The following is a 19992-nucleotide window of genomic DNA, read 5'->3' as shown; positions in this document are numbered from 1 at the left end:
TGCCGACGACCGGCCGGGACCGGCCTCGCGGTCAGAGCCCTTGGGCGAGGCGGTAGTAGGCCTGGTTCCAGCGCAGTTCGCTCTTGAAGCCGCGGACCGTGGTGTCCTCGTCGATGACGACGAGCTCGGTCTTCGCGATCTCGGCGAAGTCGCGGAACACCTCGATGCCGACCTGGGTCGTCATCACGGTGTGGTGCGCGGCGCCGGCCTCCAGCCAGCATGCGGCGCTGGTGGCGAAGTCGGGGGCGGGCTTCCAGATCGCGCGGCCGACGGGCAGGTTGGGCAGGTCGGGAGCCTCGACGTTCTCCACGACGTTCGCGACCAGGCGGAACCGGTCGCGCATGTCGCTCATGGCGACCACGACGGCAGGTCCCGGGTCGGCGGTGAACACGAGGCGGACCGGGTCGTCCTTGCCGCCGATGCCCAGAGCGTGGATCTCCAGACGCGCCTTCTGCGAGCTCAGGGTCGGGGCGACTTCGAGCATGTGCGCGCCGAGGATCCGCTCCTGCCCGGGGACCAGGTCGTAGGTGTAGTCCTCCATCAGCGACGCCCCGCCGGGCAGCCCCGCGCCCATCACGTTGGCGACGCGGACCAGGATCGCGGTCTTCCAGTCGCCCTCCGCACCGAACCCGTACCCCTCGGCCATCAGCCGCTGCACGGCCAGACCGGGCAGCTGCGTGAGCGCGCCGAGATCCTCGAACGAGGTCGTGAAGGCGCCGAAGCCGCCCTCCTCCAGGAACGAGCGCAGCCCGACCTCGATCGCGGCGCCGTCGCGCAGGGACTGGTGCCGCTCCCCGCCGGGCTGCAGCTCCGGGACGACGTCGTATTCGTCCAGGTACACCTGCACGAGCTGGTCGATCTCGGCATCCGTCGCGGCGGCGACCGCGTCGGCCAGCTCGTTGACGCCCCACGTGTTCACCTGCACGCCGAACCGCAGCTCCGCCTCGGTCTTGTCGCCCTCGGTGACCGCGACGTAGCGCATATTGTCGCCGAATCGGGCCAGCTTCAGGGTGCGCGCCGCCGTCCAGCCCGCGGCGGCACGCTGCCAGTCCTCGACCTGGCCGCGCACGGCCGGGTTGGACACATGCCCGACGACCGTCTTGCGCGCCACACCCAGGCGGGTCTGGATGTACCCGAACTCGCGGTCGCCGTGCGCGGCCTGGTTCAGGTTCATGAAGTCGAAGTCGATGTCCGCCCAGGGCAGCTCGACGTTGGCCTGCGTGTGCAGGTGCAGCAGCGGCTTCTGCAGAGCATCCAGCCCGCTGATCCACATCTTCGCAGGGCTGAACGTGTGCATCCACGCGATCACGCCGATCACGTCGTCCCGCCCGTTGACCTCCAGGGCGAGGCGGCGGATCGCGTCGGAGTCCTTCAGGACGGGCTTCCACACGACCTTGACCGGCAGACCCGACAGGCCCTCCGCGACGGCCTGCGACTGCTCCGCCACCTGGAGCAGCGTCTCCTCTCCGTACAGGTTCTGGCTGCCGGTGACGAACCAGACCTCGTACGAGTCGAGGGACGTGGAAAGGGGCGTGCGGGTCATGCGGATTTGTCCTTTTTGAGGGTTTGCGAGGGATGGGTGTCAGGTCAGAGCGCGGTCACGGCGGCGGCTTCGACCGCCAGGCCGGCACGGTAGTGGGAGAGGTAGGCGGCGTAGCCGGGCACGTCTTCCGGGTCGGGGTCGACGATGGAGATCGCGGCATCCGCGAACACCCGCTCGCGCAGGTAGGTGTCCAGATCGGAATCGGATGCCGCGCCGAGGTAGGCGGCGAGCACCGCGATGCCCCACGCACCGCCCTCCGACGCCGTCTCGCCGACCGCGACGGGAGCGCCGATCGCACCGGCGAGGAACCGCTGCGCAACACCGGCGGTGCGGAACACGCCGCCGTGCGCGAACATCCGGTCCAGCGCCACGCCTTCCTCATCGAGCACGCGCATGCCCAGAGCGAGCGTGCCGAACACGCCGTACAGCTGCGCGCGCATGAAGTTCGCCAGCGTGAACCGGCTCTCCGGCGTGCGGACGACGAGCGGACGGCCCTCCGTGAGGCCCGCGATGGGCTCGCCGGCGAGGTGGTTGTACGCCAGCAGTCCGCCCGCGTCGGGGTCGCCGTCCAGCGCCTCGCGGAACAGCACCTCGAACACCTCGTCGGCATCCAGCGAACCGCCCGCCACGGAGGCGAACCGCTCGAACAGCCCGACCCACGCGGCCAGCTCGCTCGCGCCGTTGTTGCAGTGCACCATCGCGACCGGGTCGCCCGCGGGCGTCGTCACGACGTCCAGCTCGTGGTGCACGCGCTGCAGCGGCCGCTCCAGCACGACCATCGCGAAGATGCTCGTGCCCGCGCTCACATTGCCCGTGCGGGGGGCGACGGAGCACGTCGCGACCATGCCGGTCCCGGCATCCCCCTCGGGAGGACAGAACGGGATGCCGGCACGCAGCGCACCCGACGGGTCCAGCAGCGCCGCGCCCTCGGACGTGAGCTCACCGGCGGCCTGACCGGCCACGAGCACCTCGGGGAGCAGCTCCGTGACCTGCAGCCCGTACGCCCGCTCGGCGACGAGACGGTCGAACTTGCCCAACAGGGTGGCGTCGTAGTCGCGCGTCGCGGGGTCGATCGGGAACATGCCCGACGCGTCGCCCACACCAAGGACCGTGCGGCCCGTGAGCTTCCAGTGCACGTACCCGGCGAGGGTCGTGAAGTGGCGCACGTCGGCGATGTGCGGCTCCTCGTCGAGGACCGCCTGGTACAGGTGCGCGATCGACCAGCGCAGCGGGATGTTCACGCCGAACAGCTCGGACAGCACCGACGCCGACCGGTCGGTGTTGGTGTTGCGCCACGTGCGGAACGCCGTGAGCAGCTTCCCGTCGTCGTCGAACGCGAGGTAGCCGTGCATCATCGCCGACACGCCGATCGCGCCGATCGTGTCCAGCGCGACGCCGTGCCGGGCCTGCACGTCGGCGACCAGGTCGGCGTACGCGGCCTGCAGGCCCGACCACACCGACGTCAGCGAATACGTCCACATCCGGTCGACGAACTCGTTCTCCCACGCGTGCGACCCGACGGCCAGCACCCGCGAAGGGTCGTCCGCGTCGACCAGGCACGCCTTGATCCGCGTCGAGCCCAGCTCGATGCCCAGCGCGGTGCGGCCCTCGACGATCGCCGCCGCGGCGGCCGCGGCATCCAGATCGGTCATCGTCGTTCGTCCCCCGACTGCCCGTACACGTTCTGGTACCGGTCGAAGAGACGGTCGATGGCCTCCTGCGGGATCGGGATGAGCGGTCCCGCCTCACGGGCGTAGTGCACCGTGCGGGCCACGTCCTCGACCATCACGGCCGCCTTCACCGCGTCCTTCGCGGACACGCCGATCGTGAACGGGCCGTGATTCTGCATCAGCACCGCCCGCGACCGGTGACCGGTCAGCGTCTCCACGATGCCGCGGCCGATCGAGTCGTCGCCGATGATCGCGAACGGCCCGATCGGGATCGGCCCGCCGAACTCATCCGCCATCGCCGTGATCACGCACGGGATCTCCTCTCCGCGCGCCGCCCACGCCACCGCGAACGTCGAGTGCGTGTGCACCACCCCGCCCACATCCGGCATGTTCCGGTACACGTACGCGTGCGCCGCCGTGTCGGACGACGGGGCCCGCTCGCTGCCCTGGCTGCCCGGGACGACGTTGCCGTCCAGGTCGCACAGGATCATGTTCGAAGGCTTCAGGTCGTCGTACGAGACGCCCGACGGCTTGATCACGAACAGGTCCGCACCCGGCACCCGGCCCGACACGTTCCCGCCCGTCCAGATCACGAGGCCGTACTTCACGAGCTCGGCGTGCAGCGACGCGACCTCTGCACGGACGGCCGCGATGGCCGCTTCGATCTCAGTGGTCGACATCAACTCGCCCTTCGTCGGGTCAGCGCACGCTGGAGCAGCACGAACACCAGCAGGACACCGCCGGTGATGATGGTCAGGTATTCGGGGTTGATCGTGCCGTCCTTCGTGATGATGAGACGCAGCGCGGCGAGCACGAACACGCCGACGATCGATCCGAGGACGTAGCCGTAGCCGCCCGTGAGGAGCGTGCCGCCGATCACGACCGCGGCGATGGCGTCGAGCTCCCAGCCGATGCCCGTCACGTTCTGCGCCTTGCCGCCGACCTCGGCGGTGTAGACGATCGCGGCAAGGCCCGCGAGGGCGCCCGAGACGACGTAGATCCAGACGCGGGTGCGGGCGACCGGCAGACCCATCAGCTTCGCCGACGACTCGTTGCCGCCGATCGCGTAGACGGTGCGGCCCGAGCGGCTGCGGTGCATGAAGAACATGCCGCCGAGGACCACGAGCACCGCGATGATGAGGCCCGGGGTGACCGTGAAGTCGTTGACCTTCGGTCCGTCGATGATCTTCCAGTCGGTGGCGAGCAGCATGATCGGCGAATCCTCCGGAGCGATGACCGGGGTCGTCGACAGGATCGAGGCGAGGCCGCGTGCAAGGAACATCATCGCGAGCGTCGCGATGAAGGGCTGCACGTTGAAGTACTGGATCATGACGCCCGAGATCAGGCCGAACATCGCGCCGAACACGATCATCAGCAGCATCGCGAGCCAGCCGTTGACGCCGATGTTCATCAGCATGACGCCGGACACCGACGTGAAGGCGACCACGGCGCCGACCGACAGGTCGATGCCGCCCGAGATGATCACGATCGTCATGCCGACCGCGAGGATGATCGTCGGCGCGAAGCTGACGAGAAGGCTCGACATGGTGCCCGCGTGGAAGACGCGGCCGTACGCGATCTCCGCGTAGATCAGCATGGCGAACAGCAGCACCAGGGCGGCGAGCGTGGGGATCAGCGTCTGGCTGCGTTCCCACAGCCCCGAGAAGCGGCTCACCTGCTGAGGCTGCTTGCTCTCAGGCAGATCGGCTGCCGGCGGAACGGATTCGGCGAGTGTGCGCGCGTTGCTCATGCGACGACCTCCTTCTCCTTCGAAACGGGGGCGGTCTGGTCTTCAGGCTTGACCGGCGTGGCGGGCGCTCCCGGCGACTTGCCTCGCCCGAACGCGAACGACCGCACGCGCTCGGACTGGAGCAGCACCAGGACGATGATGACGAGCGCCTTGAACGCGGGCGTCGCCGCGGCGGGGATGCCGAGGAAGAGCACCGTCTTGTTCAGGGTCGCGATGAGCAGGGCGCCGATGGTCGACCCGAGGATCGAGAACTTGCCGCCCGCGAGCGACGTGCCGCCGATGACGACCGCGAGGATCGCATCGAGCTCCATGAGGTTTCCCGTCCCCGAGACGCTCACCGTCATCACCTCGGACACGCTGAACAGACCGCCCACCGAGGCGAGCGCGGCGGACAGGATGTAGACGCCGAACAGGATCGGACGGGGACGGATGCCGGCGAGCCGGCTCGCGTGCGGGTTGATGCCGATCGACTCGATCATGAGGCCCAGCGCCGTGCGGCGCATGAAGAGGGCGATGACGACGACGATCGCGATCGCGATCACGAAGCTGGTCGGAAGACCGAGGATCTGCCCGTTCGCCAGCTGCCGGAACGGCTCGTTGGTGGCGTTGGTGTTCTGCCCGTCGGTGATGACGCGGGCGATGCCGCGCGCGGCCATCATCATGATGAGCGTGCTGATGAACGGCTGCAGGCCTACCACGGCGACCAGGAGTCCGTTGATCGCGCCGAGCACGATCGCGAGCGCCAGCGCGAGGCCGATCGCCGCGAACATCGCGCCCACCGAGGTCGGGTCGTTGATCGTGGACAGCGTCTGCATGGCGACCGCGCCGCCGACGGCCATCATCGAGCCGACCGAGAGGTCGATGCCCTCCGTCGCGATGACGAACGTCATGCCCAGCGCGATCATGATGATCGGCGCCGAGACGCGGAGGATGTCCAGCACGTTGCCGGTCAGCTGGCCGGTGGTGGGATTGACGGAGAGCGCGAGGTAGGCGGGGTTCTTGACCGTGTTGATCAAGAGCAGCACCGCGATGCCCACGAGCGCCCAGAACCACGGGGTTCTGAATGCGGTCTTGACGCGACTCATGACGCGTTCCCTTCGTTTGCGGTGTCGCTTTCGGCGACCTCCTCGGCGAGGGCGTCGGCGTGCGCCTCCGCCTCCGCCCCTGATTCGGTGGCGATGACCGACACGATGCTCTCGGCGGTCACCTCCGGTCCGTTCACGACCTCGCCCACCTTCTGGTGGTCCTTGAGGATGACGATCCGCTCGGACAGGCGCACGACTTCTTCGAGCTCGGACGAGATGAACACGACTCCCATGCCGCCTTCGGCGAGCTCGGCGACGGTCTCCTGGATGTCGGCCTTCGCACCCACGTCGATGCCGCGGGTCGGCTCGTCCAGCAGGAGCAGGTCGGGGTTGGTGGCCAGCCACCGGCCGAGGAGCACCTTCTGCTGGTTGCCGCCGGAGAGCAGCCGGATCGGGCGGTTCGGGTCGTTGGGGCGGACGCTGAAGCGCTCCATGTAGGTCGCGACCATCTGGTCCACCTCGCGGGCGGGCACGCGGCGGAACCAGCCGCGGCGGGCCTGGACGGCCAGCATGATGTTCTCGCGGATGCTGAGGTCGCCGACGATGCCGTCTTCGCGGCGATTCTCGGTCGAGTAGGCGATGCCGTGGGCGAGTCCGGTGACGGGCGAGTTGAGCGCGACCTTCTTGCCGCGCACCTTCACGGTGCCGGAGTCGGCCTTGTCGGCACCGGCGATGAGGCGCGCGAGCTCGGTGCGGCCCGCGCCGAGCAGGCCTGCGAAGCCGACGACCTCGCCCGCGTGGACATCGACGTCGGTGGGCTCGATCGAGCCCTTCCGGCCGAGTCCCTCTGCCGCGAAGATCGGGGTCTGCGTGCGGTCGCGCACCTCGGTCTGCCGGTTGGAGCCGAGGGCGCGGAGGGACTCGAAGTCCTTGCCGATCATCTTCGAGATGAGCTGCGTGCGGTCGAGGTCCCGCGTGAGGTACTCGCCGACGAAGCGGCCGTTGCGCAGCACCGTGATGCGGTCGCTGATCGCATAGACCTGGTCGAGGAAGTGGGAGACGAAGAGGATGGCGACGCCCTGGTCGCGGAGGCGCCGGATGACGCCGAAGAGCACCTCTACCTCATTCGCGTCGAGGCTCGAGGTCGGCTCGTCGAGGATGAGCACCTTCGAGTCGGTGACCATCGCACGGCTGATGGCGACGAGCTGCTGCATTGCGAGAGAGATGGAGGAGAGGGGGGCGCGCGGGTCGAGATCGCCGAGGCCCATCCGGGCGAGCGCCTCACGGGCCTGCGCGTGGGTCTTGCGCCAGTTGACGCCGCCGATGCCGCGCACCTCGTGGCCGAGCATGACGTTCTCGCCGATGCTCAGGTTCGTGCACAGGTTGACTTCCTGGTACACGGTGGAGATCCCCGCGGCCTGTGCGTCCGCCGTGCCGGAGAAGCTGCGCACCTGCCCGTTCACGACGATCTCGCCGGAGTCGATCTGGTAGACCCCGGTCAGGGCCTTGATGAGCGTGGACTTGCCCGCGCCGTTCTCGCCCATGAGGGTGTGGACCTCGCCGGGGAGAAGCCGGAAGCTGACCTCGTCGAGTGCCTTGACGCCCGGGAAGGTTATGGACGCGCCGCGGACCTCGACGATCGCGATCGGTTCAATCATCGCTGGTGACTCCTTGTTGCTGCCTGCGTGAATTCGGGGAGAAGACAGGGACGAGCGGGGGCCGCCGAGAACGGCCACCCCCGCTCGCCACTGATCTTCCTCTAGTCGACGCCGAGTCGGATCAGAAGCCCTTGCCCGCGTCGATCGCGGCCTGACCGGCCTCGGGCGAGTCGAACGTCTCGCCCGGGACGATGATCGTCTTCTCGACGGTCTTGCCCGCGAGGGCGTCGTTGACCGCACCGACCGCGAGGTCGCCGAAGAACGGGTTGTACTGGGCGACGAAGCTCAGGTCGCCCTTCGCGAGGGACTCGAGCGCCGGGGTCGTGCCGTCGATCGTGGCGATCTTGACGTCGGTGCCCGGGACCAGGCCGGCGGCGGTCACGGCCGCGGCGGCGCCGATGCCCATCTCGTCGTTCTGGGCGAAGATGAACTGCAGGCCCGGGTTCTCCTTCAGGACGGTCTCGATGACCGACTTGCCCTCGTCAGCGGTCCAGTTGGCGGTCTGCGCGCCGATCTTGTTCCAGCCGTCGTGGCCCTCGAGCGCGGCTTCGAAGCCCTCGTTGCGCTCGTTGACGACCGACAGGCCGGGGACGCCCTCGAGCGTGTAGTAGCTCGCGCCCTCGGGGAAGGTCTCGACCGCCCAGTCGCCCACCGATCCGGCGACCTTCACGTTGTCGGGGGCGATGCGCGTGACGTACAGGTCGTCGCTGGCGTCGACACCGCGGTCGAGCAGGATGACGGGGATCTCGGCCTCCTGAGCGAGCTTGAGCGAGTCCTCCCAGCCGGACGCCTCGGTCGCGGTGAGGAGGATCACATCGACCTCGTCGTTCACGAACGTCGTGAACGCGTCGATCTGCGACTTCTGGTCGGTCGGGCTCGCGGCGGGCGCGTACTTCAGGTCGAAGCCGGCATCCTCCGTGAACGCGTCCTTGATGGCCTGCTCGTTGGCGTTGCGCCAGCCGCCCTCGGGGCCGACAGCCACGAAGCCGACGGTCGTGAGGTCGCCGCTGTCGCCGCCGTCGGCGCTGTCGCCGCTCGCGGAACCCGAGCAGCCGGCCAGGCCGAGTGCGAGAGCCCCCGCGCCGATGAAGCCGATCAGGCCCAGCATGCGCTTCCGATTTGCCATGTGATCTCCTCCTTGAGACTCTCCGGCGCTCTTCGTCGGAGAGAAGTATGTGTCCCGAGCCGGGACACCCTCGGGTGTGTGTTGACCCATTGTGCGCGCTAACAATCCCCGCGCGCAACTCCATTTCGGAGATTCGTTATTTTTCCGTTACCGCGAACATCCGCATGGGCGCGCGCAAGGCGCCGATGCGCCTCGCGGAGCAGGCGGGCGTCAGGCCCGAGGGGCGCGAGTGGACGAGCGCACGATGAGGCGGGGCTCGATCCGGTCGTGCCGCATGCCGTCCTCCTCGCCGTCGATGGCGGCGATGATCTGGCGGAGGGCGAGCTCGCCGAGGGCGGCGAAGTCCTGTCGCACGGTCGTGAGCGGCGGCAGGAAGTGGCGCGCGTCGGGCAGGTCGTCGAACCCGACGACGCTGATGTCGTCGGGCACACGGATTCCGCGGTCGGAGAGCCCGTGGATGACGCCGAGGGCCATCTGGTCGTTGGCGACGAAGATCGCCGTGACGTCGTCCAGCTCGAACGACGACCCGAACTCGTAGCCGTAGTCGGAGGTCCAGTCCCCCGCGACGGACGGCACGACGGGCAGGCCCGCGGCCGTGAGCGCGTCGCTCCAGCCCTCCTGGCGCTCCCTCGCGTCGTACCAGTCGAGGGGACCGGCGACGTGCAGGATGTGGCGGTGCCCGAGCTCGATGAGATGCGAGACCGCCAGCGTGGCGCCCGCGCGCTGATCGACGGCGACGGTGTGCCACGCGGCATCCGGCTCGGCCTTGATCACGATCGTGGGCAGGCCGGTCGTCTGCTTGCGCAGGATGTCGAGCGACGACGCGCGCGGGGCGATGACGCAGAGGGCGTCCACGCCCTGCGTGACGAGCTCGACGACCCCCGTGTCGATCTGCGACTCCTCGTCATCGGAGATCGTGAAGGCGCTCACGGCGTAGCCGACGTCGCGTGCGGCGCTCTCGAGGGCCCGCAGAGTGCTGTTGGGGCCGTACTGGACAGGCCCGTCGACGAGCACGCCGATGCGCATCGCGCGCCGCGTGGCGAGGGCGCGGGCGATCGAGCTGCGCGTGTAGTTCATCTCGTCGATGGCCTGCAGCACGCGCTCGCGCGTCGATTCGCGGATGTTCGGGTGCCCGTTGAGCACCCGCGACACCGTCATGTGCGACACACCCGCCTGCCGGGCCACGTCGTAGATGCTGGGTCGCTGCCAGCCTCGCGTCACATCGTCCGTCACCACGGATCACCTCGCTCGCTGTCTCGGTCGGTACCGCCTGCGAACGACGCGGGCGGGATCGTCGGGATGCTGAAGTCCACGCCCGTCGGGCGCACCCGACGATCGCTGACCACATAGTAAGCGGTGGGAACGCGCGGGCGGTGCTGATCGGCGTCCCCGCGGGTTCGCGTCCTGCGGCGACGGAGGACGATGAGGAGCCCGGAGAGGACGAGTGCCGCGGCGACCCACACCGCGGCGTTCGGAATCCCTCCGCCGGTGGCGGGAAGTGCATCGACGCACGCCGTCACGCACTGCGCGATCGGCTGGATCATGACGCGGATGACGATGCCGTCGGCGCCGAGATCCTGGTCGTCGGCGAGCGCGGGGCTCGCGATGGCGAGGGAGGACGCTGCGAGCACCGCGGCGCTCGCGACTCGGGTACGGCGTCTCACGGGACGGGTACCGTCGTCGCCGCATCCTGGCGGCCTTCCTCCCGCGCCTGGGCGAGCAGTGTGTCGAGCTTGCGGCGCGAACGGATGCGGCCCCACACGATCGCGAGCACGATGAGCGCGATGCCGGCGAGGACGATCAGCTGCGGCCACGGGACGGCCCAGGCCACTGTTCCGGCCTGCACGGGGTCGATTTCGACACTCGCGCCGTCCATCGTCGCAGACGTCGCATTCAAGGTCACGGTCGTCGGCACGACGAAGGTCGGCCACACGTTCTGCACGACCGTGGTGATGGTGCGCACGTCGCCGGGCAGGAGCTCCTGCGGGTTCTCCCCCTCGGCGGGGAAGGCCACCTGCTGGCCGCCGGCCTCGACGACGCCCTTCGCGAGGAGTCGGGTGTTTCCGTCGTTGCTGACGTCGAAGGTGACGGTGAGCTCCCCCGGACGCAGCGGATTCCAGGAGGTCGTGTAGTCGGTCGCGACGGACGGGAGGGATGCCGCGGGTGCGATCTCGCCCGTGACCCGCGTGAGCACGCGGAAACCGACGCGGCTCTCGACGCCGACGCTCGTGCCGTCTTGCGCGGACTGCACGGAGAGGACGGATGCCGTGATGCCGGCGGCGTGGTCGCCCGGCTCCGCACGGTCGGGCACCGTGACAGTGAACGGCACGATCGCGGTGTCGCCCGCCGGCACGGTCACCGTCTCGGGCATCGAGATCCAGGTGCCGGAGTCTGTGGACTTCTCGTCGGCGGCGAGGATGTCGAAGCGTCCGGCGCGCGTGAAGTAGCCGTCGGCGGCGGTGAGCTTGAAGGTGACTTCGTCGGCACCGACGTTGCGCACGGCGAAGTGGTCGTCGGCACTGGCCCCCGGGTCGAGCTCAGGCTCGACGGCGCGACGCCCATCGGGCGCCGAGGCATCCGACGGCGTGACCGACCAGCGCACCTCGGGCGGGGCTGCGGGTCGTCGGCTGCGACGGCGGGCGCCGCGGGGAGTGCGACGAGCGCTAAGACTGCCGCGAACCCCGCCCACGCACGGGCGCGGAGGGTGGGGTGAGGGCGGCGGTGGTGCACGACCAGATTCCAGACGTCAGGGTCGGGGGTGTGATCCACGGCCCCCACCCGGGTTCAACACAGAACTGACGAGGTCAGCTCAGAGGGTGTCTTCCCACAGCGTCAGCGTCAGCGTCGCCGAGTAGGCGCCGGGCGTGACGTCCTTGGGGGTCTTGAGCGAGAGGCCGGCGTTCGCCTTCCACTCGCCCTGGGCGGTGGACGAGTCCGGAGCGATCGCGAGGAGGTCCTCGCCGCTGCCGATGCCCGTGTTCCAGGGAACCTCGGCGGTCGGGGCGTCCAGGACGGTGCCGATCGGGTCACCCTCGGCGACCTCGCCGTTGCCGTCGGTCAGGAGCTTCGGCGTCCAGCCGAGGTGGCCGGCGGTGATCTTCGCGGTGCCGGGGCCCACGAAGTCCGAAGTCTGGCCCGTGACGTACCAGTACGCACCGGCGGGAACCTCTTCGCGGTCGTCCGAGACGGTGACCGTGGGGAGGGTGCCGTCGAACTGACGCACGTCGGCGTCGGCCGAGGCGACCTCGGCGAGCGTCGTGGAGTCCTGCGCGACGCTCATCGTCAGGGCGCCGACGGGAGGCAGCGCCTCGATGTTGACGTTGACGTCGACGTCGCCGTTGCCCAGCTCGTCGGCGATGGCTGCTCCGGCCGCGCCGAGCAGCAGCAGCCCGCCGAGCGCACCGGCCGTGGTGCGGGCGATGATTGCTCGCTTGTTCATATTTTCTCCAATCCTCGAACCGGACCCTCGTCCAGCTCGAACTCGGCGAGCGACCGGGCCATCCGGTCGTCGGGTCTCGCAGGAGCTTCAGCCCACGCTGAGCGCAACCCGCTGGTGAGTCGGTGACGGCACGGAACGACCCGCACCGACAGTGGGTGATGTGGTGGCGCTGCGAGCCTTGTCAAGCCGTGGTACAGTCACGTCTTCGCACCGCTCGGGGCGGGTGGAGGGTGTGAGCATCATGCACCTTTGCTCTGGATCCGGCAGTGGATCGTGGGGCTCTTCACGCGATGTTAGCGGGAACTGTTAGCGGAAACAACCCCTGGGCTCAGCCGCATGACAACGCCGCGATCGGGGCCGTGACGGTGGCCGAGGCCGCCTTGGCGTCGACGGTCGCCGTGGCCTTCACCGAGGCCTCGCCGGCAGGCAGGGTCGCCAGCTTGGTCGTGAACGCCTGCGACGTGGTCTTGCCCGGTGCGAGCTCGGCGACCTGCTTCGAGCCGTACGGCGTCGTGATCGCGAGCGCGACGGGCACATCCGACGTGTTCGTCGCCTGCACCGTGACGACGGCCTTGCCTGCGGCGCATCGCACCAGCGTCTGGGCGGTCACCGTGAGCGGCGGCGCCGGCTTCTCCCGCACGATCTGCACCGTGTAGGTGGCCGAGGTCGTGTGATCCTGCGCGGTCGCGCGCAGGGTCAGCACGGTCGGCTGGTCGCCCGCCTGCAGGGCCACCGTGCGCGGCTTCGTGTCGTCGATGAGGATGTCGCCGACGTAGACGAGTCCGCTCGGCACGGCCGGGTCGGCATCGAAGGTCGCCGTCGTGGCATCCTGCGGCACCGTCACCGTGTACGCGTACACGCCCTTCGCGAGGGACGGCGTGAGACGGCCGCCGTCGAACGACAGCGCCGAGAGGTCCGCGTCCGTCGCGTACGTCGTCTTCGAGGCCGTGTAGACGCCGTAGACGCCGCCCACATAACTCGTGCCGTTGCCCTGGAACCGCACGGTCACGACGGGGATCTTCTGCCCCTTCGCGTCGAGCACGTAGCTGCCGGTCGAGTCGCGCTTGTAGCTGTCCTTCGCGGCGATGCCGGAGATCACGGATGCCGGGATCTCGTCGTACTGCACGTACCAGGTGCTGGAGCCCGCGGCGTTGGTGATTCGCTCGTGCTTGAGCAGCACGTCATTGACGTAGACGTCGAACGTGCGCCCGTTGTCACCGCCGAAGTAGCGCACGCCGAGGTAGTTCGCAGGCCTCGACGGGTCGACGATCATCTCGTACTGGAAGTACGCATCGGTCGCCATCTGGCCGTCGCGGTAGGGCTGTCCGAGCCACACGCCGACGCCGGACTTGTTGAACTTGTAGTTCTTGCCGGCCTCGCTGTTGTTGTCGTCGAACGACGTCAGCGAGTCGATGGTCGTCTCGGCGATGCGTTGCTGCTGCTTCTCCTTGAGGATCTGCGCCTGCGACTCGGGCGAGTCCGGCTGCACCAGCGTGAGGTACAGCGCGTAGCGCGCGTTGTACAGGCTGTAATACGGCTCGAAGGTGAGCCCGGCCGACTTGGAGTCGACGTTGTGCAGCTTGAACCGCATGGTCGTCATGCCGTTGTTGTTGGCGCCGTTCGAGATGCGCTCGAGGTTCGTCGCGATGTCGGCCTTCCACTGCGCGGCGTCGGCGACCGTGACGTTGCCGTTCAGCGACTTGTCGGCCGTGCTCATCTGCACCAGGACGCCCGCCGTATAGCTCGCGTTGGCGTTGACGCGGCTCAGCTCGCTCGCCAGCAGCACGGGGCCATACTTCAGCGCGACCCAGTTCGGGTTCTCGCTGCCGGCGTCGACCCACACCTTGGCGGGCAGCTTGTAGGTGAGCTTGTCACCCGCAGCGACCACGACGGAGATGTAGCCCGCGTCGGTGAGTGGCGCGACGTCCTTCACGACGCCGTTGACGGTGAGCGTGGGTGTCGCGGCGACCCACGAGGGCACGCGCAGCCGCACGGTCGTCCCCGCCGGGAGGGCTCGCCCGTCGAGCGACGCGACGTCGAACGTGGCCGTGTCGGTGTTGGGGATGTCGGCCGTCTGCGTGAGCTTCAGGTTCTGGTCTGGGGAGCTGTAGACCGACGACCGGAACATGTTGACGTAGACCGAGGTGTCGTCCTGGAAGTAGATCGAGTCGCCGAGCTTCGTGAAGCTCTCGATGCCCGTGCCGTGGTCGCACCAGAACTGGTCGAGGGGCGTTCCGAAGATCTTCGCGTAGCCCGCGGTCTGCGGCTGGAAGTAGGTCACCATGCCGGTCTCGGGGTTCTGCGAGGCGAGGATCGTGTTGATGTACGTCGACTCGTAGTAGTCGGCGAACTTCACGTCCTTGGTCACCTGGAACAGCAGCCGGCTGAGCTTGAGCATGTTGTACTCGTTGCAGCCCTCGACCGTGGAGTTCTCGCCGTAGCCGCTCGTCGTGCCGTTGGTCGCGTCGGCGTAGATGTTGTCGGCCGCGTGGAAGTGCTCGGACTGGCTGTTGCCGCCGCCCGCGTAGGTGTGATCGCGGATGACGATCTCCCAGAACTTCTCGGCCGCCGTGCGGTACATCGGCAGCGCCGCCTTCTCAGCCGACGTGAGCGTCGCGTACAGGTCGGGGTTGTCCATGAAGACCGTGTAGCGCTTGAGGGCGCCGACGAGCTTCGGGATCGTCGTGTTGGCGTGCTTGCCGTCGAGGACGTCCTGGCCGTTGGCGAGCTGCTGGAACAGCGTCGTCTCGTCGAAGTACTCCGCCGCCCGCTTGTGGTTCGGGTCCTTCGTGATGCTGTAGAGCTCGTACAGCGCCTCGTTCATGCCGCCGTACTCGGTCGTGAGGATCGAGGCGGGGTTGGACAGGCTCCCCGCCCAGTTCTTGACCCACGTGCCGAACGCGGCCGCGACGGCACGGGCCTTGGTGGCCACGGGTGCCGGAGCGTACTCGTACGCGTCGAGGAGGCCCGCGAGCACCTTGTGCAGGTTGTAGAACGGCACGAGGAGTCCGCCGCCGCCGTTGGGCAGCACGCTGATGCTGAACGGAGCGACGAAGCCGGCGTTGGCTGGGTTCGCGGCGGCGTACGCATCCTGGGCCTTCTTGATGCCGTCGACGGCCGCGGTGAGCTTCGCGAGCAGCTGCGCCTTGGTCGCGGCATCCGTCGTCGTCGAATACGCCTGCGAGAGCGCCGAGATGTAGTGGCCGAAGAAGTGCCCCTGGAAGCGGGTGCCGCTCGTGGCCTCCCACCCGCCGTAGCCCGAGGTCGTGGTCGGCTGGAGGCCGGCCTGCAGGTACCACGAGTAGAGGAACTTCTCGGGGTCGAGCGAGAGCAGGTAGGCGACCGTCTTGGCGTTCGCGTTCTCGAGGTAGTCGTCCTCCACGAGCACGTTCTCCAGTCCCGCCTCCTCGAGGTAGATCGAGGGCGTCGTCGCGCCGACGGGCGGCACGGTCACCGTGAAGTTCTTCGTGACGGGCGCGCTGCCGCCGTAGCTGACCGATGCCGTGAGGGTGGCGCTGGCGGCCGTCGTGCCGGTGGGACGGGTCACGTGGATGTCGCCGCCCGACGTCGACAGGACGCCGGAGTTCGACGAGGCCCACGTGATCACGCTGCCGCTGTTGCCCTGCACGGGCAGCGTGAAGTCGGCGTCGGCGCTCGCGGGCACCGAGAGCGCGTTCGCGTCGGACTGTGCGACGGTCGCCGGGTCGAACGAGGCGTTGCCCCGCTGCGTGAGGGTGACGACATCGGCGATCGTGGCGACGCCGTTGTACAGCGAATACTCGTCGAGCAGGCCGTTGAGGTGCGAGCCGTTGTAGTTGGGGCCGTTGTAGCCGAGCGTCTTGACCGAGGTGCTCTCCGAGCCGAGCACGCCCGTCGCCGTCGCGCTGACGGGGTACTTCACCGTCGCGACCTGGCGCACGCCGTTGCGGTAGAACGTGACGACCTTGGTGGTCTTGTCGTACGTGACGACGATGTGGGTCCACTGCCCGGCGGGGAAGAACGTGGCGCGGGGCGAGTCGACGGCCACCTTGTAAGGCTGGCCGGTCGAGGGGCCGACCGAGAGCGCGAGCGACGACGTGTCGCTCTCCGAAGTCAGGTACCAGCCGTCGGAGTTGTAGACGGTCTTGCTCCAGGCGAAGACCTGCTCGCCCGTCATCGTGGCGTTCGGCTTGTACCAGAACGACACCGTGAGGTCCTGCGGCTGCAGGTAGGCGGCGGTGCCCAGCTTGAGCGCCGTCGAGCCGTTGAAGTTGAAGGCCTGACCGCTGACGCCGGTCCCGTACGCGGCCGCACCCTTCTGCAGGCTCACGGCGGCGGCGTGGGTGCTCGCGTCGGTGAGGTTGCCGTCGAGCTTGAGGTCGAGGACCTTCTTGCTTTCGATCGAGATGTCGGCGGCGGTCGCGGCCGTCGGTGCGACGAAGGCCAGCCCCGCCGCGGCGACGATCGCCGCCGTGCCGAGGGCGACGGCGCGCCGTACCGAGCGGAGTGGGTGGCGGCGGGATGCCGCGGGCGCAGTGAGCGCGCCGGTGCTGTGAGTCATGATCGAGGGCCCCTTCGTCCCGTGGCACTTCCCCGTGCCGATGGCGACACTCGGATTCGTCGGCGCCGCTGTTAGCGCTCACCAGATCAGTCGCACTCGCATTGTTAGCGCGCACTCAGGCGAAATGTCAAGGAAAGTGCCCGAATCGGAATTTCGTTGCCGTCGCACAGCGTGAGCGCTAACATCGCGCTCACGGCGCATGTTCTCCGCGTGCGACGCATCCACCACCTGATCAGCAAAGGAGCTGGAGTGAGACTCACGCCCTCATCGACGCCGGCAACCGCCTCTCCCCCGTCGTCGCCTCGCACGCTGCGCTCTCTTCTGTCCACGACGGCCGGCGCAGCGCTCGTCGTCGCCGCACTCGTCCCTCTCAGCACTGCCCCCGCCTCGGCCGAGTCGACCGTTCCCGCGAGCGGCCTCCTCGCCGAGTACCTGTTCGACGAGACGACGGGCTCGTCGGTGCCGAACACCGCCGCGAGCGGCATCGGGCCGGCGACCGTCGTCAACGGCAACGACAGCCTCTGGACGGGCTCGTCGCTCGTCTTCACGGGCGGGGCCAAGACCAGCGCGACGGCCAACTGGGTGCGCCTGCCCGACTCGCTGCTCAGCGGCAAGACGTCGGCGACGATCACGGTCGAGACGAAGCTCGACACGTCGATGAAGAACAGCTTCAACTTCCTCTGGAACATCGGCAACGACGCGACGACCCAGTACTACTTCGCGTCGGTGCGCGACAACGCCCGCACGGCGATCACGACGGCATCCAACGGCGGCGAAGTCAACGCGCGGACGGGCACGGCGCTTTCGGCCGACCGCTGGTACAGCCTCACGTCGGTCATCGGCGGCGGGCGCATCACGTTCTACGTCGACGGCGAGCAGGTCGCCACAGCCGCAACGACGCTCACCCCGGCATCCATCACCAACCAGACCCTGAACGCCATCGGACGCTCGCCCTGGCCCGACCCGATGTACAAGGGCGAGGTCTCGACGTTCCGCGTCTACGACCGCGCGCTGACCGCTTCCGAGGTCACGGCGGTGTCCGACGCGGATGCCGCGCTGCACGCCTCGTCGTTCCAGGCGGCCGCGCAGACGATCCTCGACGGCGTCGCGAACGTGACGATCGACGAGGGCACGACGACGCTGCCGAACTACGGCGGACGCGTGTCGTGGGCCTCGAGCGACGCGCGCCTCGCGATCGGCGCCGACGGACTCACCGTCACCGCCGCGCAGCCCGCGACGGGTCAGGCATCCATCACTGCCGCTCTCACCGCGACGGCGACCGTGCGCGGCAAGAGCGTCTCGCGCTCCGTCCCCGTCACGATCCAGCCGGTGCCCGCCGCGGACTCCCCCTACGGGTACGTCATGGTGCACTTCATCGAAGACTCGGCCGGCTACGCCGAGAAGATCTACCTCGACGTCTCGCGCGGCGACAACCCGGAGTACTGGGACCCGCTCAACGGCGGCAAGCCGATCCTCGCGTCGCAGCTCGGCACGACCGGTGTGCGCGACCCGTACCTGACGTACAACCCCGAGACGAAGACCTACTACATCATCGCGACCGACCTCCGGGTGTTCGGCGGCGACGGCGGCTCGGGAAGCTGCACGTCGTGGTGCTACTGGACGAAGAGCGCGAGCACGAAGCTCGACGTGTGGGAGTCCAAGGACCTCGTGAGCTGGAGCGCCCCGCGTCAGTTCGACGTCGCGCTGTCGGGCGGCGTCAAGGCGGCCGAGCTCGGCATGGCCTGGGCGCCTGAGGCGACGTGGGTCCCGGGCTACAACGCCGACGGGAGCGGCGCGTTCGTTCTGTACTGGTCGTCGAACGTCTACACCGACGCTGCCCACTCCGGCTCGACCTACAACAAGGTGCTGTGGGGCTCGACGACGGACTTCTCCCAGGCTACGTACCAGTACGGCGGCGTCTTCATCGACGCGGGCGGCAACACGATCGACACCACGATCACCCAGAACGCCGGCAAGACCTACCGCATCACGAAGGACAACTCCTTCGGCAAGGGCATCTACATGGAATCGACGACCGCCGCCCAGTGGTGGAAGCCGACGACGACGTGGAGCCAGGTGCAGACCACGATCGGCGCCGTGTGGGCCGGCGGCAACGCCGGCGGCGTCGAGGGGCCCGCCGTCTTCCGCCGCCACGGCGAGGACAAGTGGTACCTCTACGTCGACGTCATCCCCTCGACCGGCTACCGGCCGATGCAGACGACGAACCTCGACGCGGGATGGTCGCAGCTCGTGAGCAGCAGCTTCTCCATGGCGCCGAGCACGAAGCACGGCGGCATCGTGGGCCTCACGCGCGCCCAGTACGACACGGTCCGCGCTGCGGACGCGACCGCGGCCGTCTCGAGCGACCTCGGCTCCGTCTCGGTGGCCAAGGGGTCGACGGATGCCTCGATCCGCGCCGCGCTGCCCGCTGCGGCCGGTGTGAAGCTGGCCTACAACCGCGGCACCGGATCGCAGCCGGTCGACTGGAACCTGTCGACCGTCGACTCCGCGACCCCCGGGACGTACGACGTCACCGGCACGGTGCGCACGATCGGCGCCAACCTCAACCAGTGGGTCGGAGCCGGCGGCTCGACGGCGTGGAACGCCGCCGACCGCAAACTGTTCAGCTCGACCGCGATCACGGTGTCGGCGAAGGTCGTCGTGGCGGCGCCCGTGCTGCCCGTGACGGCCACCGCCGAGACGCGCTGCGTCGCGGGCAAGGTCGTGCTGACGGTCAAGGTCACCAACGACGGCACGACGCCGGTCGCTGTCGACCTCAGCACGGCGTACGGCTCGAAGTCGATCGCGACGCTTGCTGCGGGCAAGTCGACGTCGGCCGCGTTCTCGACGCGCCTCGGCACGACCCCCGCGGGAACGGCCGACGTGACGGTGACGGCGGGTGCCGACACGGCCCACGCCACGGCGTCGTACGCGGCGGCCACCTGCGGCTGAGCATTCCTTCGGACGGCCCGCGGATCTTCGGACCGCGGGCCGTTCGGCATTTCGGAGGGGGTTCCTCGGGCGATGGCACCTCGAGAACCCTGTTCAACTTCGGGCTCACACAGCCACCCGGGTGGGTTGAACGAGGATCCTCAGGGCGCGACCCCGCGGCATCCACTCGTCCGCGGCAGCGCCCGCGCGTCGAGAGCAGGGTGAGTCCCATAGCGTGGTGTCAATTCCTGCGGGGCTCTCGTCGTCGCTGACGATGAAGGGCCACCGTGGGATGACCAGTTGTTTCCGG

At 68.9% G+C, this 19992-nt stretch carries 13 protein-coding genes; 1 reads left to right on the top strand and 12 read right to left on the bottom strand.

Translation table 11 applies throughout. The features are described from left to right. Positions 1–31 precede the first annotated feature (31 nt). The 12 genes from araA to ACH3VR_RS00010 form a co-directional block, all read right to left on the bottom strand. Positions 32–1543, bottom strand: coding sequence for an L-arabinose isomerase (gene araA, locus ACH3VR_RS00065; RefSeq protein WP_396638704.1), 1512 nt, complete (start codon positions 1541–1543; stop codon positions 32–34). Positions 1544–1587: 44 nt separating this feature from the next. Continuing rightward, the gene (locus tag ACH3VR_RS00060; protein WP_396638703.1) at positions 1588–3195 is read right to left on the bottom strand and encodes a xylulokinase; all 1608 of its coding nucleotides are present in this window, start codon (positions 3193–3195) and stop codon (positions 1588–1590) included. Then, positions 3192–3893, bottom strand: coding sequence for an L-ribulose-5-phosphate 4-epimerase (locus tag ACH3VR_RS00055; protein WP_396638702.1), 702 nt, complete (start codon positions 3891–3893; stop codon positions 3192–3194). Before ACH3VR_RS00055 ends, ACH3VR_RS00060 begins: the two co-directional genes overlap by 4 nt. Further along, on the bottom strand, positions 3893–4963 hold the full coding sequence (locus ACH3VR_RS00050) for an ABC transporter permease (protein WP_396638701.1): 1071 nt from the start codon (positions 4961–4963) through the stop codon (positions 3893–3895). Before ACH3VR_RS00050 ends, ACH3VR_RS00055 begins: the two co-directional genes overlap by 1 nt. Further along, positions 4960–6048 carry an ABC transporter permease gene (locus tag ACH3VR_RS00045; RefSeq protein ID WP_396638700.1) on the bottom strand — a complete coding sequence of 363 codons (1089 nt, stop codon included), beginning with the start codon at positions 6046–6048 and terminating at the stop codon, positions 4960–4962. The genes ACH3VR_RS00050 and ACH3VR_RS00045 overlap by 4 nt, the downstream gene beginning before the upstream one ends. Beyond that, positions 6045–7646 carry a sugar ABC transporter ATP-binding protein gene (locus ACH3VR_RS00040; RefSeq protein ID WP_396638699.1) on the bottom strand — a complete coding sequence of 534 codons (1602 nt, stop codon included), beginning with the start codon at positions 7644–7646 and terminating at the stop codon, positions 6045–6047. Before ACH3VR_RS00040 ends, ACH3VR_RS00045 begins: the two co-directional genes overlap by 4 nt. A gap of 121 nt (positions 7647–7767) precedes the next feature. After that, positions 7768–8772, bottom strand: a complete 1005-nt coding sequence (locus ACH3VR_RS00035; protein ID WP_396638698.1) for a substrate-binding domain-containing protein — start codon at positions 8770–8772, stop codon at positions 7768–7770. Positions 8773–8982: 210 nt separating this feature from the next. Next, positions 8983–10005 (bottom strand): LacI family DNA-binding transcriptional regulator, encoded by a 1023-nt coding sequence (locus ACH3VR_RS00030; RefSeq protein ID WP_396638697.1) that lies wholly within the window; start codon positions 10003–10005, stop codon positions 8983–8985. Next, entirely contained in the window at positions 10002–10436 is a 435-nt protein-coding gene (locus tag ACH3VR_RS00025) for an LPXTG cell wall anchor domain-containing protein (RefSeq protein ID WP_396638696.1), read from the bottom strand. Before ACH3VR_RS00025 ends, ACH3VR_RS00030 begins: the two co-directional genes overlap by 4 nt. Then, positions 10433–11374 carry a hypothetical protein gene (locus tag ACH3VR_RS00020; protein ID WP_396638695.1) on the bottom strand — a complete coding sequence of 314 codons (942 nt, stop codon included), beginning with the start codon at positions 11372–11374 and terminating at the stop codon, positions 10433–10435. The genes ACH3VR_RS00025 and ACH3VR_RS00020 overlap by 4 nt, the downstream gene beginning before the upstream one ends. A gap of 207 nt (positions 11375–11581) precedes the next feature. Then, on the bottom strand, positions 11582–12211 hold the full coding sequence (locus ACH3VR_RS00015; RefSeq protein WP_396638694.1) for a hypothetical protein: 630 nt from the start codon (positions 12209–12211) through the stop codon (positions 11582–11584). Positions 12212–12539: 328 nt separating this feature from the next. Beyond that, entirely contained in the window at positions 12540–16751 is a 4212-nt protein-coding gene (locus ACH3VR_RS00010) for a beta-L-arabinofuranosidase domain-containing protein (RefSeq protein ID WP_396638693.1), read from the bottom strand. A gap of 249 nt (positions 16752–17000) precedes the next feature. On the opposite strand from ACH3VR_RS00010, the gene ACH3VR_RS00005 reads away from it, so the two are divergent. Continuing rightward, complete coding sequence (locus ACH3VR_RS00005) at positions 17001–19703, top strand: LamG-like jellyroll fold domain-containing protein (RefSeq protein WP_396638692.1); 2703 nt, start codon at positions 17001–17003, stop codon at positions 19701–19703. Positions 19704–19992 lie beyond the last annotated feature (289 nt).

Origin of the sequence: Microbacterium alkaliflavum (assembly GCF_044325405.1) — a bacterium.
Lineage (GTDB): Bacteria > Actinomycetota > Actinomycetes > Actinomycetales > Microbacteriaceae > Microbacterium > Microbacterium alkaliflavum.
The sequence above is the reverse complement of the archived record's forward strand: the minus strand, read 5'-3'. Positions and strand labels throughout refer to the sequence as shown.

Bases quoted from the DNA above. Each gene is read 5' to 3' on its own strand.
- ACH3VR_RS00010 (WP_396638693.1), bottom strand. From the start codon at position 16,751: ATGACTCACAGCACCGGCGCGCTCACTGCGCCCGCGGCATCCCGCCGC.
- ACH3VR_RS00045 (WP_396638700.1), bottom strand. From the start codon at position 6,048: ATGAGTCGCGTCAAGACCGCATTCAGAACCCCGTGGTTCTGGGCGCTC.
- ACH3VR_RS00015 (WP_396638694.1), bottom strand. From the start codon at position 12,211: ATGAACAAGCGAGCAATCATCGCCCGCACCACGGCCGGTGCGCTCGGC.
- araA (WP_396638704.1), bottom strand. From the start codon at position 1,543: ATGACCCGCACGCCCCTTTCCACGTCCCTCGACTCGTACGAGGTCTGG.
- ACH3VR_RS00060 (WP_396638703.1), bottom strand. From the start codon at position 3,195: ATGACCGATCTGGATGCCGCGGCCGCCGCGGCGGCGATCGTCGAGGGC.
- ACH3VR_RS00040 (WP_396638699.1), bottom strand. From the start codon at position 7,646: ATGATTGAACCGATCGCGATCGTCGAGGTCCGCGGCGCGTCCATAACC.
- ACH3VR_RS00035 (WP_396638698.1), bottom strand. From the start codon at position 8,772: ATGGCAAATCGGAAGCGCATGCTGGGCCTGATCGGCTTCATCGGCGCG.
- ACH3VR_RS00050 (WP_396638701.1), bottom strand. From the start codon at position 4,963: ATGAGCAACGCGCGCACACTCGCCGAATCCGTTCCGCCGGCAGCCGAT.
- ACH3VR_RS00055 (WP_396638702.1), bottom strand. From the start codon at position 3,893: ATGTCGACCACTGAGATCGAAGCGGCCATCGCGGCCGTCCGTGCAGAG.